This is a genomic window from Bifidobacterium sp. UBA6881 (assembly GCA_002451435.1).
Taxonomy (GTDB): Bacteria; Actinomycetota; Actinomycetes; order Actinomycetales; family Bifidobacteriaceae; genus Bifidobacterium.
Window position 1 is genome coordinate 17,824 of record DKCF01000076.1, and the last position, 17,819, is coordinate 35,642.

Below are 17,819 nucleotides of genomic sequence, written 5' to 3' on the forward strand. Positions count from 1 at the left end.
CCGGTGCAGGTGAACATCCAGTACGTGGTCGAATTCTACGCCCGCTGATCTGGATCTACATACTGTAAATACATACGGTATAAGGACATACAGCAAAGAGCCTCGCAGCCGTTGCGGCCGCGGGGCTCTTTGCTATTTGGCGGACGCCACGGGTACCATGGAACCATGTTGCTTCATTTACATCTCGTCCGGCACGGGCAGACCTTCTTCAACCGCTACAACAGGCTTCAGGGATGGTCGAATTCCCCGTTGACCGAATCCGGAATCGCGGACGCCGACAAAGCAGCCGGCAAATTGAAGGATTGTGATTTCGCCGCGGCCTATTGCTCCGATACCACGCGCGCCCAGACGACCGCCATGCGGATCCTCGACATGAACGAACAGGCAGGGCATGCTCGCCCACGGCTCATCAGCGATATGCATTTCCGCGAACAGTTCTATGGCTATTTCGAAGGCCAGGACATGGGCGTCGCATGGACCGCGGCCGGCGGACCCCACGGCGCGAAGAACTACAATGACATCGTCGCGAAGTACGGACTTGGCGCGACGCGCGATTTCCTCAAAGAGGCCGATCCCTTCCATGACGCGGAATCCGACGCCGAATACTGGAACCGTGTGGAAGAGGGATTCGCGTTGATCGCCGCCAACACGGACCTGCATGACGGTGATGATGTGCTCCAGATCTCTCATGGCAACACATTGCTGAGCCTGATGCATCGTTTCGCCCCGGAAGGATACGACCTGAGCGAGCGTCCCGCCAACGGTTCGGTGACATGCCTGGATTTCGACACCGCCAAACCGATCGACGATGCGGTGACGGTCATTTCGTACAACCAATGACGAAACGTGGTCAGTCGGGGCTTTTTACTACTGTTAGGCGGGTATTGTGTTCGCGGGAAACCGCGGGACGGAAAAGAGGTACAAGATGGGTGTTGGAGAAATCGCCGGTCTGATCGCGGCGATCGCCTTTGCGATTCTCGCCGGATTCATGATCTACCCATTGATTCGTCTGGGCAAACTGTTCGACCAGATCGCCCAGACGGTCAAGGACACCGGCGACCATGCGATTCCCGCGCTTGACGAGGGCGTGACCACCGTCCAGCAGGTCAACAAATCGTTGGAGGACGTCAACAAGATTTCCGCTGCGGCCTCCACCACGGCCAACAACGTCGGCGCGTTGACCGATCTGTACGGAGCGTTCCTGGGCAAGCCGGTCATCAAAGTGGCCTCTGCCGCATATGCCTTGAAGTCCACCGCGCAATCGTTCCTGAACAAGCGGGACGGCGGCGCCTCACACGGCAAGGAGAACTGATGTTCAAGCGTTTTCTCTGGGTGTCGATAGGCGTTGGCATCGGCGTGATGGCGGTCACCAAGGCCCAGGCCTACGTCAAGGCCAACACTCCGGACAAGGCCCGTCAATTCCTGCTCGGCCCCGATCAGGATCATGTGACCATGCGCACGCTTGAAGGATTGTTCCACGAATTCAACACCGTGCGCCAGGCCCGTGAGGCCGAGCTCAACGCCAAATACGCGAACAAGATCGGTAACTGACGGTTCATGGAACCGTTCCGGCAACAATATCAATAACGTTTGGAAGGCATCGGGCCTTTCAACAATAAAGGAGTTCAATCTCACATGCGCACTTCTGAAATCGCGAAGCGCTATCTGGATTATTTCGAAAAACACGGTCATCTGATCGTGCCTTCCGCATCCCTGATTTCGCCGAACCCCACCACGCTGTTCACCATCGCGGGCATGGTTCCGTTCATTCCGTACCTCATGGGCGAGCAGACGCCGCCGAGGCACCGCATGGCATCCAACCAGAAGTGCGTGCGCACCCTCGACATCGACGAGGTCGGCAAGACCACCCGTCACGGCACCTTCTTCCAGATGCTGGGCAACTTCTCCTTCGGTGACTATTTCAAGGAAGAGGCCATCCATTTCGCATACGAGCTGCTGACCACCCCGCAGGACAAGGGCGGCTACGGTTTCGATCCGGAGAAACTGTGGATGACCACGTACACCGATGACGAACAGGCCCGTTCGATGTGGAAGAACGAGGGCGTCGACCCTGAGCACATCCAGATCATGGGCATGGAAGACAACTTCTGGACGACCGGTGGCCCCGGTCCCGGTGGCCCGTGCTCCGAAATCTACGTTGACCGTGGTCCCGAATTCGGCGTCGAGGGCGGACCCATCGCCGACGAGAACCGTTATATCGAGATCTGGGACCTCGTGTTCGAGAACTACGAGGTCGACAACGTCAAGTCCAAGACGGACCTGCACATCGTCGGTGAGCTTGAGAACAAGAACATCGATACCGGCGCCGGTCTGGAACGTCTCGCGTATCTGATGCAGGGCAAGCAGAACATCTACGAGACCGACGAGGTCTTCCCGGTCATCGAGGCGGCCCAGAAGCTTTCCGGTCGCACCTATGGCGACGACGAGGCCATGGATGTGCGTTTCCGCATCGTGGCCGACCACGTGCGTTCCGCGCTGATGATCATGTCGGACGGCGTACGCCCGTCCAACAATGGACGCGGCTATGTGTTGCGCCGCCTGTTGCGCCGCACCGTGAAGGCCATGCGCGAGCTCGGCGTGACCGAACCGGTCATGCCGACCCTGTTGCCCACCTCCAAGAACGCCATGGAGGCGAGCTATCCGGAGCTCAACGACACGTTCCATGACGTGTCCGAAGCCGCGTACGGCGAAGAGGACGCCTTCCGCCGCACGCTGGAATCCGGCACTGAGATCTTCGACGTCGCGGTCGCCAAGGCGAAGAAGGCCGGTTCCGGCCTGGTCTCCGGCGAGGACGCGTTCAAACTGCACGACACCTATGGCTTCCCCATCGAGATCACGCTTGAGATGGCCGCCGACCAGGGAGTGAAGGTCGACGAGGCCAAGTTCCGCGAGCTGATGGCCGAACAGAAGAGCCGTGCGCGCGCGGACGCTCTGAAGAAGCGCCACAATGTGGATCTGTCGGTCTACGACGACTTCAAGAAGACGCTCGCCAAGCCGATCGACTTCCTCGGATACACCGACATGTCCGCCCGCGCCAAAGTTCTGGGCATCATGCAGGAAGGCAAGGGCTCCGTGCCCGCGGTCACCGGTCCGGCGAATATCGAGGTCATCCTCGACCGCACGCCGTTCTACGCGCAGGCAGGCGGACAGCTCGCCGATCAGGGCGAGATCCTGTCCGACGACGGTGCCGTGCTCGAGGTCGATGACGTGCAGAAGCCGATTAAGGATCTCATCGTCCACCAGTGCCGTTTGACCGAAGGTACGCTGGTCGTGGGCGCCGAAGTCAACGCCAACATCGATCTTGCGCGTCGTGGCGCCATCGCCCGTTCGCACACCGCGACCCACATGGTGCACAAGGCGCTGCGCGAGGAACTCGGCCCGCAGGCCACCCAGCGTGGCTCCGAGGACGCGCCGAACCGTCTGCGTTTCGACTTCCAGTGGTCCAGCGCTCCGAGCAAGAACGCCATGAACGCAGTCGAAGCCCGCGTCAACGAGAAACTGCGCGAGAACCTTGCGGTCACCACGCAGGAAATGAAGTTCGACGATGCCATCGCCCTTGGCGCGATGCACCTGTTCGGTGAGAAATACGGCGACATCGTACGTGTGGTCTCCATCGGTGAGGACGGCTGGAGCCGCGAACTGTGCGGCGGCACCCACATCGACCACGTCGGCAAGATCGGTGCGATTAACATCATGTCGGAGGCCTCCATCGGCTCCGGTGTGCGACGCGTCGATGCCGTGGTGGGACAGAGCGCATACGAGTTCAACGCGCGCGAGCACGCACTTGTCTCCCAGCTTTCCGACATGGTGAACGCACGTCCGGATGAGCTCGCCGACCGCGTGAACACGTTGCTGGCCAAGCTCAAGGAATCCGATCGCCGTCTGGCCGCCATGTACGAATCCCAGTTGGCGGCCGCGGTGCCGGCTTTGGTGTCGGAGGCCAAGGCTTCCCAGGCACCGGTCAAGGTCGCCGTGAAGAACGTCGAGCATTTCGGCTCCTTCGACGCGTTGCGCAAGACCGTGCTCGATGTGCGCGGACAGCTCGGCGACGAGTCTCCGGCGGTGGTCGCACTCGCCGGCGTGAACGAGGATGGCAAGGCCATGGTCGCCGTCGCGACCAACGAGGCCGCCCGCAAGCAGGGCATCAAGGCCGGGGATCTGGCCCGTGGCGCCTCCAAGATGCTCGGCGGCGGTGGCGGCGGCAAGCCCGACTTCGCCCAGGGCGGCGGCGTCGACGCCTCCAAGATCGACGAAGCCCTGAAGGCGTTGGCCGGACAGGCCCTGAAGGGCTGAACCTCCAAGCATGGTTTGGCTTGGAATCGATTTAGGTGATGCCAGGGTCGGACTTGCGTTGTCCGACCCTGAGCTCACCTTCGCCCACCCCGCAGGAAACGTTCAGGTCTACGGGGATTCCTTTCGCGCATTGGATGAGGTCCTTGACGTCATCGAAGATGAATCGGTGGACCATGTGGTCGTCGGATTGCCGCTGCTGCTCAGCGGAGAAGAAGGCAAAAGCGCGAAGAAGGCCCGCCGTTGGGCACGCAATCTCGAAAAGAGGCTGCATGCCGCGGTGGAGGATGAGACATTCGAATTGGCATGCGCGCCGACCGTCGAATTGATTGACGAACGTCTGACGACGGTGACCGCGCACCATCAGCTTTTTGACGCGAGAATCAATGGACGAGGCCACCGTCCGATGGTCGATCAGCAATCGGCGGTGGTGATTCTGCAGACTGCGCTCGACCAAGCCAGAAAGGAAGAGAAGAGAAGCCTGTGACCGACGATCTTAACGATTTTTTCTCGGACAACGCGAAGTGGGTCGACTCCTCGGGCGCTCCGGCTCCTGATCCTTCCGAGCCGCCGCAGCCGCCGAAATCCCGTCGCGACATGCGCCGCCGCCGCAAGGCGAAGCAGCGCCGCCATGGTATCATCATCATCGCATCGGTTGTGGCGGTCGCCCTGATAGCGGTCGGTGGCGTCTTCTGTTTCCGTGGACTGAAGCAGCTGCGCGCCATGAACGAGAACGACAACCAATCCCAGGTCATCGATTTCACCGGTCCTGAAGGGAAAAAGAAGACCTTCACCATCGAATCCGGCCAGGGAGTCGACCAAATCGCGAACAATCTCGTCAAGGCGCGCATCGTCAAATCGGCCGGCACCTTCGCCAGCGCGGTCAGTGCGGCCGACGCCACGTTGTATCCCGGCTCGTACCAGTTGCGCACGCATATGAAATCCGCCGACGTCGTCAAAATACTCTCCGACCCGAGCAAGGCCGGAGGCTTCGCCGAAGTCAAAGCCGGCGAACGGGTCTCGGACGTGATCGAGGCCGCGGCCAAGGCTGCCAAACTTGACGTTTCCGAATTCAAAACCATCATCGACGGCGGAGGCGACGGAATCCTCCCGTCCGAGGCCGGCGGCAAGTTCGAAGGATGGTTGGAACCGGGAAGCTACGATGTGCAGGGCAAGTCCGCGAAGGAGATCCTCAAGAAGATGGTCGACGCGCGCATCGCCAAGCTCGATTCCTTGGGCGTCCCCACAGGGGACGAGCGCGAACGCATTCTGAACATCGCCTCGATTGCGGAATCCGAAGTGGGCAACGAGCAATACTATGGTCAGGTGGCAAGGGTGATCCTCAACCGCATCGCCGACGGCATGCCTCTGGGCATGGACACCACCGTCGCCTACGGTCTGGGCATCTCGGCCAGCCAGCTCACGGATGCGCAGCTGAACGATTCCGGCAACGAGTACAACACCAGAATCCATAAGGGATTGCCGCCGACCCCGATCAGCAATCCAGGGGACAATGCGATTCTCGCGTCCATGAATCCACCGGAAGGCAAGTGGATGTATTTCGTCACCACCAATTTGCAGACGGGGGAGACGAAATTCGTCGAAACCGAAGCCGAATTCTGGAAGATCCGCGACGAATACAAGAACAACAACAAAGACGCGAACTGATTCAACAGAACGCGCAGATGACGACGCTGATCGCCCCGGCCGCCACAATGGCCGGGGCGAACGGCGTTCTGCCGGCGAAACGGGTATCGCGTTGCGGATCGAAACGCAGCCATGCCTTGATCCAGACGAAGCCGATCAACGACATCGCGATCCACCAGCCGACCATCGCCCGTAGGCCGAACATGCCGACGGCAAGACCGACAAGCAATGTGGCGGTGACATCGCCGAATCCCAGATTCCCCGGCTTGGCCAAGGCGAGGCCGCACTGCAATGCGGCCGCCAAGAAGGCGAACAGCAATGATTGCAATACCAGAAACAGGGAATTGGCCGACAACGCGTATATGAGATTCGCCAGGATCTGCAACAGGCAGCCGACGCCTATCCACACGCGGGGAACGCGTCTGGAACGAACGTCCTCAGCACTGACGAGCAGTCCACAAAGCAGACTCGGCAGACAGATCATGTACCACATACCGTTAAGATAGTCCACTAGTTGCATTTGGCAGAAAAGGAGTTGGCATGTTGCGCTGGCAGACAGCAGGGGAATCGCACGGCGAGGCGCTGGTCGCCATGATCGAGGGGTTGCCCGCGGGCGTCCAGGTGTCCACGGAGGACATCGTCGGGGCGTTGGCCCGCCGCCGGCTCGGATACGGCCGTGGCGCCCGCATGAAGTTCGAACAGGACAAGGTCCGCATGCTCACCGGCGTGCGTTTCGGCCGGACCATCGGATCCCCTGTGGCCATCGAGATCGCCAACACCGAATGGCCGAAGTGGACGGAAGTGATGAGCGCGGATCCGCTTGACCACGACATCCCACGCGAGGGACGCAACGCGCCGTTGTCACGTCCCCGTCCCGGCCATGCCGATCTGACAGGCATGCGCAAATACGGTTTCGACGACGCGCGTCCGGTGCTGGAACGCTCAAGCGCGCGCGAGACCGCTTCCCGTGTGGCGCTGGGCGAAGTGGCCGCGCGTTTCCTGGAACAGGCGTTCGGCATCCGCACCGTTTCCCATGTGCTTTCCATCGGAGGCGCCGGCGTGACCGATCCGCAGAAGGCCATGTTGCCGAAGCCCGATGATCTTGAGGCGTTGGATGCCTCGCCGGTCCGCACGCTCGACAAAACCGCCGAGACACAGATGATCGCGCGCATCGACGAGGCGAAAAAGGACGCCGACACATTGGGCGGCGTGATCGAGGTCGTCGTGTACGGCGTGCCCGCCGGAATCGGAACCTATGTGGAATCCGATCGTCGTCTCGATGCGGCCTTGGCCGGTGCGGTGATGGGCATCCAGGCCATCAAGGGCGTGGAGATCGGCGATGGCTTCCTCGAGGCGATGCGTCCCGGCTCCCAGGCTCACGACGAGATGGTGATGGGTAGTGACGGCCATATCGAAAGGCTCAGCAACCGTGCCGGTGGCATCGAAGGCGGCATGTCGAACGGCCAGCCGATTGTGGTGCGCGCCGCGATGAAGCCGATTCCGTCCATTCCCAAGGCGTTGCGTACCGTTGACGTGACTACCGGCGAAGCCGCCCAGGCCATCAACCAGCGTTCCGACAGCACCGCCGTGCCGGCGGCGGCTGTCGTCGCGGAAGCCATGGTCAGACTCACCATCGCGCGGTACGCGCTGGAGAAATTCGGCGGTGACAATATCGCTGAAACCAAGCGGAACGCCGAAAGCTACGTGGCCTCCTGGCCCGAGCACATGAGGTGATTGCCATGAGCAGGATGCGCAGACCGGTCGCGGTGATCATCGGTATGATGGGAGCCGGCAAAACGCGCGTCGGCAAAGAGGTCGCGCAGATGATGCGGCTGCCATTCGCCGATGCCGACAATGAAATCGAACATGACGCGGGAATGAGGATTCCCGAGTTCTTCAGCAGGTATGGCGAGGCCGAGTTCCGCAAGCTGGAAAGCGATGTCGTGCTTGATATGCTGGAGGATTTCGACGGCATCTTCTCCCTCGGCGGAGGCGCGCCGATGACGCCTTCCATCCAGCAGGGGCTTTCGGAGTATATCGAGGATGGCGGCAAGGTCGTTTATCTCATGGCCGACCCGCGTGAGGCCATGGAACGCGCCAACCGTGGCGGCGGTCGACCCATGCTGGACGGCGACGCCGACGCGCGTTGGAAAAAGCTGTATCGGGAGCGCGATCCCGTGTTCAAGCAGGTTGCGAACGTACATGTGCGCACCCATGGTCAGACGCCGCAGGCGGCGGCAAGAAAGCTGATGGAAATGATCAATCAACGAATCGTGCATGTCACAGGCTCCGGCATCGAGCCGTATGACGTATGCATCGGCGAGGGCGTGATGAACCAGTTGGCCCAAGTGCTGGGGGACAGGCCCGCCAAGGTCGCGCTCATCCACACCCAGCCGGTGCAGCGGCATTCCGATCATGCCCGCACCTTGCTGCGCCAAGGCGGTTACGATGTGCACGACATCGTGATCCCCGATGCCGAAGCTGGCAAGACCATCGAGGTCGCCAATGGCATCTGGCAGCGCCTGGGCGAAGAGGGCTTCACCCGCTCCGATGCCATCGTCGGACTAGGCGGCGGCGCGGCGACCGACCTGGCCGGTTTCGTGGCGGCCACGTGGATGCGTGGCATCCGCTATGTGAATTGCCCGACGTCGCTGCTGGCCATGGTCGACGCCTCCACAGGCGGCAAAACGGGAATCAATACTCCTCAGGGCAAGAACCTCGTCGGCTCGTTCTACACGCCCGCCGGCGTGCTCGCCGACATGAAGACGTTGTCTTCGTTGCCGAACGATATTTTCATCGAAGGATTGGGTGAGGTCGCGAAATCCGGTTTCATCAAGGATCCGGAGATTCTGCGCATTCTGGAGACGCATGCCGACGAATTGCGCGGTTTCGATGGTTCCACGTTCCTGAACTCCGACGTGAGGGACGTGGTCGCGGAGCTCATCGAGCGCACTGTGAGGGTCAAGGCCTACCATGTGTCCGCCGATCTCAAGGAAGCCGGCCTGCGTGAGTTCCTCAATTACGGGCACACGCTCGCCCATGCCATTGAGAAGCTGGAGCATTTCCGCTGGCGTCATGGCAATGCCGTGGCCGTCGGATGCGTGTATGCCGCTGAGCTCGCGCACCTGCTCGGATACATCGACCAGGACCTCGTGGACTACCACCGCTCGCTTCTGGGCTCCTTGGGACTGCCCACCTCATGGAGCAACGGCACATGGGACGAGGTGCTCGCCCTGATGCACCGGGACAAGAAGGCTCGGGGCAACAAGCTCCGCTTCGTGGTGCTTGACGGCGTCGGCCATCCCATCCATTTGGAGGATCCGCCGGCGGACGCGGTCGAAGAGGCGTTCCGGCGCATCAGGAAATAGCGAAGCAGCGGTCAGCAATCGGAAATTCCGGCAATCGGAAATTATCAGGGGGAGTCATACCATGACCAAAGTAGTGGTTGTCAACGGGCCGAACCTCGGGCGCCTTGGTGTGCGTCAGCCCGATGTCTACGGCAAGCAGGATCTTGCGACATTGCGCGCGTTGTGCACGCAATGGGGCGCGGATCTCGGACTGGACGTCGAGGTGCGCCAAAGCGATGACGAGGCGGAGATGATTCATTGGATGCATCAGGCGGCCGATGAGAAGACGCCGGTCGTCATGAATCCGGCGGCGTTCACCCATTATTCCTATGGCCTTGCCGACGCTGCCCATATGGTCATCGACGAGGGATTGCCGCTGATGGAGGTGCATATCTCCAATCCATCGGCGCGCGATGAATTCCGCAAACGCTCGGTCATCTCCCCGGTCGCCACGGGAACCATCACCGGCATGGGCTTCTACGGGTACAAATTGGCGTTGGACGCCGTGGCGCATCTGGTCGAAAAGCATTAGGGCATCCGCCAGGTCATCGGATGGCCGACCCCTGCGGCGGACGCCGGTGGCATCACGATCGTGCGCGGGGACGTCAGATATTTGACGTCCCCGCGCCTGTCTTCCGGCCGTCTCGAGGAAACACGCCGCGTCTTATGCCACTGATAGACTGAAGTTCCATGGTTAGAAGACAACATGGCAATTCTCAAGAACACGTCACCAAGCATATTTTCGTCACCGGCGGCGTCGTTTCCTCCCTCGGCAAAGGCCTGACAGCCTCTTCCCTCGGCCGCTTGCTTCGTAGCCGCGGCATCAAGGTTTTGCAGCAGAAGCTCGATCCGTACATCAACGTGGATCCGGGCACGATGAACCCGTTCCAGCACGGTGAGGTCTACGTCACCGAGGACGGCGCCGAAACCGATCTCGACATCGGCCACTACGAGCGCTTCCTGGACGTCTACCTGAGCCAGAAGGCCAACGTCACCACCGGACAGATCTACCAGGAGGTGCTGCGCAAGGAACGCGCCGGCGAATATCTTGGCCAGTGCGTGCAGGTCATTCCGCACATCACCAACGAGATCAAGGCCCGTATGCGCGCCCAGGCGTCCGATGACGTCGATGTGATCATCACCGAAATCGGCGGCACGGTCGGCGACATCGAATCCCAGCCGTTCCTCGAGGCCGCGCGCGAGGTGCGTCGCGACCTCGGCGCCGAGAACTGCATGTTCGTGCATGTCTCCCTGGTGCCGTACATCGCGGCCGCCCATGAGCTCAAGACCAAGCCGACCCAGCACTCCGTCATGATGCTGCGCCAGCTGGGCATCTCCCCGGACGCACTGGTGCTGCGCTCCGACCGTCCGCTTAACCAGGCCATCAAGGACAAGATCTCCCTGATGTGCGACGTCGACTCCGAAGGCGTCGTCAACTGCGTGGATGCCCCGAGCATCTACGACGTGCCGAAGATCCTCTTCAACGAGGGGCTGGACGCCTACGTGGTCCGTGAGCTCGGCCTGCCGTTCCATGACGTCGACTGGGACGAATGGGAGGACCTGCTGGAGCGCGTGCATCATCCGAAGCATGAGGTCAATGTGGCGATCGTCGGCAAGTACATCGATCTGCCCGACGCGTACCTCTCCGTCACCGAAGCCATCAAGGCCGGCGGTTTCGCCAACTGGGCCAAGGTCAACGTCAAGTGGGTGGCGGCCGACAAGTGCGCCACCGAGGAAGGCGCAGCGGCGGCCCTCGATCAGGTCGACGGCATCGTGATTCCCGGTGGTTTCGGCATCCGAGGCATCGACGGCAAGATCGGCGCGTTGCGCTACGCCCGCGAGAACAAGCTCCCGGCGTTGGGTCTGTGCCTCGGCCTGCAGTCCATGGTCATCGAATACGCACGCGACGTGCTGGGCATCGAGGACGCGAATTCCTCCGAATTCGACCCGAACTGCGCCAACCCGGTCATCGCCACCATGGAGGAGCAGAAGGACATCGTTGCTGGCAAGGGTGACATGGGCCACACCATGCGACTCGGTTCGTACCCGGCGGAACTGGAGGAAGGCTCCATCGTCGCCGAGCTGTACGGCACCACGCATGTCACCGAGCGCCATCGTCACCGTTATGAGGTGAACGTGGCATACAAGGACCGTCTGCGTGAGGGCGGACTGCGCATCTCCGGCCAAAGCCCGGATGGAGAGCTCACCGAGTTCGTCGAGCTGCCGCGCGAGGTGCACCCGTTCTTCGTGGCCACCCAGGCGCATCCTGAGTTCAAGTCCCGTCCGACCAAGCCGCACCCGCTGTTCGCGGGATTGGTCAAGGCCGCGCTCGATCATCAGCAGGCACGCTGAGACGATATCGCGTAAAGCGTAAAGGCGGGAAGCGTATGGGCTTCCCGCCTTTGCTATGTAGCGAACGTCACACCGGATCGGCCGTCGAATTTTGAGTGTGGTCTGGTGTTTCTTGACGCAGTCTGTTAGGTTGTCATAGGTACCAATGAGTGAATGGAGGCAGCGTACGGTGGCAGAGAACCAAGCGCCCAACGCCGCGGCTGACGTTGAGATGAGCCAGTATGTGGCTGATCGCACGCGTGTGAACGAAGACAAGATCAAGCAGGATGATGAGATCATCCAGCAATTCGGCGACTACAGCTATGGGTGGCACGATACGGATTTTGCCGGTGAGGCGGCCAAGAAAGGCATTGACGAAAACGTCGTGCGCGCCATTTCGGCCGACAAGCACGAACCGGAATGGATGCTGCAGAAGCGTCTGGAGGGGTATCGCGACTTCATCAATCGTCCGATGCCGCAATGGGGCGTTGATCTGAAGGATTTCGACGCCGATGATTTCAAGTACTACGTCAAGCCTCTCGACAAGCAGGCGACCACATGGGAGGATCTGCCCGACGAGATCCGCACCACCTACGACAAGCTCGGCATCCCCGAGGCAGAAAAGGGCAGGTTGGTCTCCGGCGTCGCCGCGCAGTACGAATCCGAGGTCATCTACAATTCCATCCAAGAAGACCTGAAGAAGCAGGGCGTCATCTTCGTGGATACGGACACCGCGGTGCAGAAGTACCCGGATCTGGTCAAAAAGTACTTCGGCAAATGCATTCCGAGCAACGACAACAAGTTCTCGGCGCTGAACACCGCGGCATGGTCGGGCGGCTCCTTCGTCTATGTGCCGAAGGGCGTGCATGTGGACATCCCGCTGCAGGCGTACTTCCGCATCAACACCCCGAACATGGGACAGTTCGAACGTACGCTCATCATCGCCGATGAAGGCTCCTACGTGCATTACGTGGAAGGCTGCACCGCGCCGATCTATTCCACGGACTCGCTGCATTCCGGCGTCGTGGAGATTTTCGTCGAGCCGCACGCGCGCGTGCGCTACACCACCGTTCAGAACTGGTCGAACAACGTGTACAACCTGGTGACGCAGCGTGCGTACGTGCGCGAAGGCGGCACCATGGAATGGGTGGACGGCAACATCGGTTCCAAGGCGACCATGAAGTACCCGGCGTGCATCCTCGCGGAACCGTATGCGAAGGCGAGCACCATGTCGCTCGGTTTCGCAGGCAAGGGACAATACCAGGACACCGGCGCGAAGATGATCCATCTCGCTCCGCACACCAGCTCGACCATCGTCGCCAAATCGATTTCCCGCGGAGGCGGACGCTCCGCCTACCGTGGTCTGGTCAAAATCGTCAAGGGCGCCGAAGGCTCCTCGAACTCGACGGTGTGCGACGCCCTGCTGGTCGATGAATTCAGCCGTTCAGACACCTATCCGCATGTGGATGTGCGCGAGGATGACGTCTCCATGGCGCATGAGGCGACGGTCTCCAAGGTATCCGAGGACCAGCTCTTCTATCTGATGAGCCGAGGGCTTTCCGAAGAGGAGGCGATGGGCATGATCGTGCGCGGCTTCGTCGAACCGATCAGCCGTGAGCTGCCGATGGAATACGCGCTTGAACTGAACCGACTGGTGGAACTGCAGATGGAAGGATCGGTGGGCTGATCACCATGGCACAAACTCAGGAAATCAACATTCCCGTCGCGGATCCGTCCGATCCGTACGCGAACCCGGCGGCCATGCCGTCATCGGCGGACCGCGCGCCGCGCTCATTCGAGGTGGAGGCGTTCGCCGAGCCGAACCGCAAGCAGGACGATTGGCGATATACCCCCGTGGAACGCATCGAGGAGTTTTTCGACACGTTCACGCCATCGAACGAAACCCGGATCACGGTTTCCATGATCGACGGCTCCGCATTGGCTTCCGGTGTGGCCTACGCCGAAGCGCGTCCGGGCGACGCGAACACCGGCATCGTATCCAAGCCGTCCGACCGCGCCGCGGCCGTGGAATGGAATTCCGCGCAACGTGCCGGAATCCTTTCCATCGATGGTGAGATCGACCAGCCCGTACTGGTCAGGATCCATGGCGTCGGCACCGATCTGGACGCTTTCCATCTGGTGATCGTCGCCGCGGACCGCGCCCATGCCGATGTGGTGGTGGAGCACGATGGCGACGCGCGTTTCGCCGAGGGCGTGGAAATCTCCACCGGCAAGGATTCGCACGTCTCCACCACCTTCATCCAGGAGTGGAGCAAGAATTCCAAGCATGTCGGCAACCAGCGCATCCACGTCGGTGAGGGGGCGTCGCTGCGCCATTCCGTGATCACGCTCGGAGGCGAAGTGGTTCGTCTGCGTATGGACCAGGATTTTGGCGGGGAACAGGGCGACCTCAACATGCTGGGCATCTACTTCGTGGATCCCGAGGAACACATCGAGCACCGTACGATGGTCGTGCATAACCATCCCGACTGCAAGAGCCGCGTGGTCTACAAGGGCGCGCTGGAAGGCAAGGGCGCGCATTCCACATGGGTGGGCAATGCGTTGATCCAGCCCACCGCGCCGGGCACGGATTCCTATGAGCTCAACCGCAATCTGGTGCTCACCCCAGGCGCCATCGCCGATTCCGAGCCGAATCTGGAAATCGAGAACGGCGACATCATCGGTGCGGGCCATGCATCCTCGGTCGGACGTTTTGATGATGAGGAGCTGTTCTATCTGCAGTCCCGTGGCATTCCGGAGACGGAGGCGCAGAAGTTGGTGGTACGCGGCTTCTTCGGCGAGCTTGTCGAGGAGATCGGCATTCCGGCGATTTCCGAGCATCTCATGGATGCGATCGACAAACGTCTGGCCCGCGGCGAAAGCGATGCGGTGGCACAGGTACTGGAAGAGAAATAACCTTTAGGAGCGGAACATGTCAACACTTGAAATCAAAGACCTCCACGTGCATGTGGAGACCAAAGACGGCATCAAGCCGATTCTCAAGGGAGTGAACCTCACGGTGCACTCCGGCGAGACCCATGCGATCATGGGACCCAACGGATCGGGCAAGTCCACCTTGGCCTATACGTTGGCGGGTCATCCGAAGTACGTCGTCGATTCCGGCGAGGCCCTGCTGGATGGACGGGACATCCTCAAGATGACTCCGGACGAGCGCGCGAAGGCGGGGTTGTTCCTCGCCATGCAGTATCCGGTCGAGGTGCCGGGCGTGTCGATGACCAACTTCCTGCGTACCGCCAAAACCGAAGTGGACGGGAAGGCTCCGGCCATCCGCACATGGGCCAAGGAGCTGTCCGAGGCCATGAAGCGTCTCAAGATGGATCCGAAATTCGCCACGCGTTCCGTGAACGAGGGATTCTCCGGCGGTGAGAAGAAGCGCGCCGAAGTGCTGCAGCTGGAGCTTCTGAAGCCGAAGTTCGCCATTCTCGACGAAACCGATTCCGGTCTCGACGTCGATGCGCTGCGCATCGTGTCCGAAGGTGTGAACAGGGCCAAGGAGGCCAGCCAGTTCGGCATCCTCATGGTCACCCATTACACGCGCATCCTGCGCTACATCAAACCGGACATCGTGCACGTGTTCGCGGACGGCCATTTCGTCAAGACCGGTGGTCCGGAATTGGCGGATGAGCTCGAAGAGACCGGTTACGACGCATACCTGCCGGAAGGCTCTGATTCAGAAAGCGCGTTGGCATGACAGATTTCGCTGCTATTCGAAGCCAGTTCCCGATTCTCGACCAGCAGATCCACGGTCATCCGCTGGTCTACCTCGATTCCGCGGCGACCTCTCAGAAGCCGCAGTGCGTGATTGATGCGGAAAGCGATTTCTACAGGACGATCAACGCCGGCGTGCACCGTGGCGCCCATGAGCTTGCCGCACGAAGCACCATGGCCTTCGAGGAGGCCCGTGCCAAGGTGGCGAAGCTCGTTGGAGCCAACTCCGCAGAAGGCGAAGAGGAGATCGTCGTCACCGGCGGCGCCACGGCGGGACTGAACCTGTTGGCCACCGCGTTCGGCAACGCCTCACTCGGTCGTGGCGGTGCCGCAGCCAAGCGCTTCGCGCTGAAGCCGGGCGACGAGATCGTCGTCTCCAAGGCCGAGCACCATTCGGTGCTGCTGCCTTTCCAGGAACTCGCCATGCGCACCGGTGCCACATTGAAATGGTTCGATCTGGATGATGAGGGACGCATTCGCTCGGACACCGCGGATGAGGTGATCACCGAGCGCACGAAGATTGTCGCGATTACCCATGTCGGCAACACCACCGGCGCGATCACCGACATCGCGCCCATCATCCGCAGGGCCCATGAGGTCGGCGCGGTGTTCGTGCTCGATGCCTGCCAGTCCGTGCCGCATCTGAAAATCGATTTCCATGCATTGGACGTTGACTTCGCCGCATGGAGCGCACACAAGATGTACGGTCCGACCGGCGTCGGATTCCTGTACGGCAAGCGTGAGATGCTTGAGGCGCTCCCCCCGGCGAACTTCGGCGGTTCCATGGTCGAGCTCGCATGGATGGACCAGGAGGCGCAGTACATGGAGCCTCCGGCACGTTTCGAAGCGGGCACGCAGCCGGTCGCCCAGGTGGTCGCCGCTGGTGTCGCCGCGGAATGGCTGATGAACATCGGCATGGAGAATCTTGAGGCGCATGAGAAGACCATCGCCGCGGAACTGCTGAAGATGGGCGACATCGACGGCATCCGCATCCTTGGCCCGCGCGACAACGTGAATCGCATCGGTACCGTGGCGTTCGAGGTCGAAGGCGTGCATCCGCACGATGTCGGCCAGTTCATCGACGCGCAGGGCATCGCCATTCGCGTCGGCCACCATTGCGCGCAGCCGGTGCACCGCCACTTCGGCGTGTACGCGTCGAACCGCGCGTCGAGCGGCATCTACAATTCCGTCGAAGACGCCCAGGCGCTTATCGAGGCGTTGAAAAAGGTCCGTCCGTTCTTTGAGGTTGAGTAATAGGTATGAGTGATTTCGGAATGTCCGGCAGCGACCTTGAGGAGATGTATCAGGAGGTCATCCTCGAGGCCGCGAAGCACCCGCACGGCAAGGAGCATTTCGCTGCCGACCTGGCTCAAGAGGGTGCGCTGAAGAACGTGGATGCAACGGTCCGCGCGACCCATGAGTATTGCACGCCCGGCGAATCCCACCAATTCAATCCGACATGCGGCGATGAGGCGACCGTGCATGTGGAGGTTTCCGACAGCGAGCCCCACACCATCGAACATGTGATGTGGGACGGTCACGGATGCTCCATCTCGCAGGCCAGTCTCTCGGTGATGGTGGATCTTGTGGAAGGAAAGACCGTTGACGAGGCCATGAAACTGGCCGGCACCTTCCACAAGCTGATGGAATCACGCGGCAAGGGCCTGAATGACGAGGCCGCCGAGGAGTCCTTGGAGGACGGCATCGTTTTCCAAGGCGTCTCCCAATATCCGATGCGCATCAAGTGCGCGTTGCTCGGATGGGAGGGCATGAAGGATTCCGTGGCCAAGGCGTTGGCCGCGAAGGCATGAAATCGCCACTGGTGTTTCGACCGTCGTTCCCCGATGGACGAAACACCGGTGACAAACCTCGCATGACGCGATAACCTACCGACAGTATGACAACGAAACGTTATATGGAGCGATAATGAGCGATACCTTGGTACCCGAGCCTCAGGCTTCGATTTTCGATTCCGTGGCCAAAGCATTGGGCAACGATGAGTCCGCGGCTCGCCGCGTCATGCTCAATCCCAATCTGGCCAAAGGATTCAAAGATGGCAAGCCGGTGGACACCGAACAGAACGACGATGCGCAGCATGATGCCTGCGGTTGCGGCAACGATGAGGACAACTGCGGTTGCGCCGATGAGCAAGAGGACGGCATTCCGCTGAAGGCGGTCGATGATATCGGCCGCGCCACGGCGGAAGACGTCAAGGAGGCCTTGCATCAGGTCATCGATCCCGAGCTCGGCATCGACGTGATCGATTTGGGATTGGTGTACGGCATTGAAATCGACGAGCTCGGCCGTGCGATCATCACCATGACGTTGACCACGCCGGCATGTCCGTTGACCGATCTTATCGAAGACGAGTGCGCCAGCACTTTGGCGGGCTTGGTCGAGGAATTCCGCATCGACTGGACCTGGCAGCCACGTTGGACGATGGACAAGATCACT

At 60.9% G+C, this 17,819-nt stretch carries 17 protein-coding genes; 16 read left to right on the forward strand and 1 reads right to left on the reverse strand.

Annotation, left to right across the window (positions count from 1 at the left end):
• The first annotated feature begins 165 nt into the window (after nucleotides 1-165).
• The 6 genes from B3C64_RS05735 (at nucleotide 166) to mltG (ending at nucleotide 5,979) form a co-directional block, all read left to right on the forward strand.
• Nucleotides 166-840: a histidine phosphatase family protein gene (locus tag B3C64_RS05735; protein WP_291534343.1), complete on the forward strand. Its 675-nt coding sequence runs from the start codon at nucleotides 166-168 to the stop codon at nucleotides 838-840.
• An 85-nt stretch (nucleotides 841-925) separates the two neighbouring features.
• Nucleotides 926-1,312: a DUF948 domain-containing protein gene (locus tag B3C64_RS05740; RefSeq protein WP_291534344.1), complete on the forward strand. Its 387-nt coding sequence runs from the start codon at nucleotides 926-928 to the stop codon at nucleotides 1,310-1,312.
• Nucleotides 1,312-1,551, forward strand: a complete 240-nt coding sequence (locus B3C64_RS05745; protein ID WP_291534346.1) for a hypothetical protein — start codon at nucleotides 1,312-1,314, stop codon at nucleotides 1,549-1,551. Before B3C64_RS05740 ends, B3C64_RS05745 begins: the two co-directional genes overlap by 1 nt.
• Nucleotides 1,552-1,635: 84 nt before the next feature.
• Nucleotides 1,636-4,314: an alanine--tRNA ligase gene (alaS, locus tag B3C64_RS05750; RefSeq protein ID WP_291534348.1), complete on the forward strand. Its 2,679-nt coding sequence runs from the start codon at nucleotides 1,636-1,638 to the stop codon at nucleotides 4,312-4,314.
• A gap of 10 nt (nucleotides 4,315-4,324) precedes the next feature.
• Nucleotides 4,325-4,798, forward strand: a complete 474-nt coding sequence (ruvX, locus tag B3C64_RS05755) for a Holliday junction resolvase RuvX (protein ID WP_291534350.1) — start codon at nucleotides 4,325-4,327, stop codon at nucleotides 4,796-4,798.
• Nucleotides 4,795-5,979: an endolytic transglycosylase MltG gene (gene mltG, locus B3C64_RS05760; RefSeq protein WP_291534352.1), complete on the forward strand. Its 1,185-nt coding sequence runs from the start codon at nucleotides 4,795-4,797 to the stop codon at nucleotides 5,977-5,979. The genes ruvX and mltG overlap by 4 nt, the downstream gene beginning before the upstream one ends.
• Nucleotide 5,980: 1 nt before the next feature.
• Here the strand turns inward: mltG and B3C64_RS05765 are convergent, their stop codons facing one another.
• Complete coding sequence (locus B3C64_RS05765) at nucleotides 5,981-6,451, reverse strand: peptidase A24 (RefSeq protein ID WP_291534354.1); 471 nt, start codon at nucleotides 6,449-6,451, stop codon at nucleotides 5,981-5,983.
• 47 nt (nucleotides 6,452-6,498) lie between these two features.
• Between B3C64_RS05765 and aroC the strand changes: the two genes are divergently transcribed.
• From aroC to B3C64_RS05815, 10 genes are all read left to right on the forward strand, one after another.
• Nucleotides 6,499-7,692, forward strand: a complete 1,194-nt coding sequence (gene aroC / locus B3C64_RS05770; RefSeq protein ID WP_291534356.1) for a chorismate synthase — start codon at nucleotides 6,499-6,501, stop codon at nucleotides 7,690-7,692.
• A 14-nt stretch (nucleotides 7,693-7,706) separates the two neighbouring features.
• Complete coding sequence (locus tag B3C64_RS05775) at nucleotides 7,707-9,326, forward strand: bifunctional shikimate kinase/3-dehydroquinate synthase (protein WP_291534413.1); 1,620 nt, start codon at nucleotides 7,707-7,709, stop codon at nucleotides 9,324-9,326.
• 61 nt (nucleotides 9,327-9,387) lie between these two features.
• The gene (locus B3C64_RS05780; protein WP_291534358.1) at nucleotides 9,388-9,837 is read left to right on the forward strand and encodes a type II 3-dehydroquinate dehydratase; all 450 of its coding nucleotides are present in this window, start codon (nucleotides 9,388-9,390) and stop codon (nucleotides 9,835-9,837) included.
• A 158-nt stretch (nucleotides 9,838-9,995) separates the two neighbouring features.
• Nucleotides 9,996-11,657 carry a CTP synthase gene (locus B3C64_RS05785; protein ID WP_291534359.1) on the forward strand — a complete coding sequence of 554 codons (1,662 nt, stop codon included), beginning with the start codon at nucleotides 9,996-9,998 and terminating at the stop codon, nucleotides 11,655-11,657.
• 145 nt (nucleotides 11,658-11,802) lie between these two features.
• Nucleotides 11,803-13,323, forward strand: a complete 1,521-nt coding sequence (gene sufB / locus B3C64_RS05790) for a Fe-S cluster assembly protein SufB (RefSeq protein ID WP_291534360.1) — start codon at nucleotides 11,803-11,805, stop codon at nucleotides 13,321-13,323.
• A 5-nt stretch (nucleotides 13,324-13,328) separates the two neighbouring features.
• Complete coding sequence (gene sufD, locus B3C64_RS05795) at nucleotides 13,329-14,552, forward strand: Fe-S cluster assembly protein SufD (RefSeq protein WP_291534361.1); 1,224 nt, start codon at nucleotides 13,329-13,331, stop codon at nucleotides 14,550-14,552.
• Nucleotides 14,553-14,568: 16 nt separating this feature from the next.
• Complete coding sequence (gene sufC, locus B3C64_RS05800; RefSeq protein WP_291534363.1) at nucleotides 14,569-15,348, forward strand: Fe-S cluster assembly ATPase SufC; 780 nt, start codon at nucleotides 14,569-14,571, stop codon at nucleotides 15,346-15,348.
• Nucleotides 15,345-16,619 carry a cysteine desulfurase gene (locus B3C64_RS05805; protein WP_291534365.1) on the forward strand — a complete coding sequence of 425 codons (1,275 nt, stop codon included), beginning with the start codon at nucleotides 15,345-15,347 and terminating at the stop codon, nucleotides 16,617-16,619. Before sufC ends, B3C64_RS05805 begins: the two co-directional genes overlap by 4 nt.
• A gap of 5 nt (nucleotides 16,620-16,624) precedes the next feature.
• The gene (gene sufU / locus B3C64_RS05810) at nucleotides 16,625-17,176 is read left to right on the forward strand and encodes a Fe-S cluster assembly sulfur transfer protein SufU (protein WP_291534367.1); all 552 of its coding nucleotides are present in this window, start codon (nucleotides 16,625-16,627) and stop codon (nucleotides 17,174-17,176) included.
• 115 nt (nucleotides 17,177-17,291) lie between these two features.
• Nucleotides 17,292-17,819: metal-sulfur cluster assembly factor (locus B3C64_RS05815; protein ID WP_291534368.1), on the forward strand; the 528-nt coding region annotated here is incomplete at its 3' end.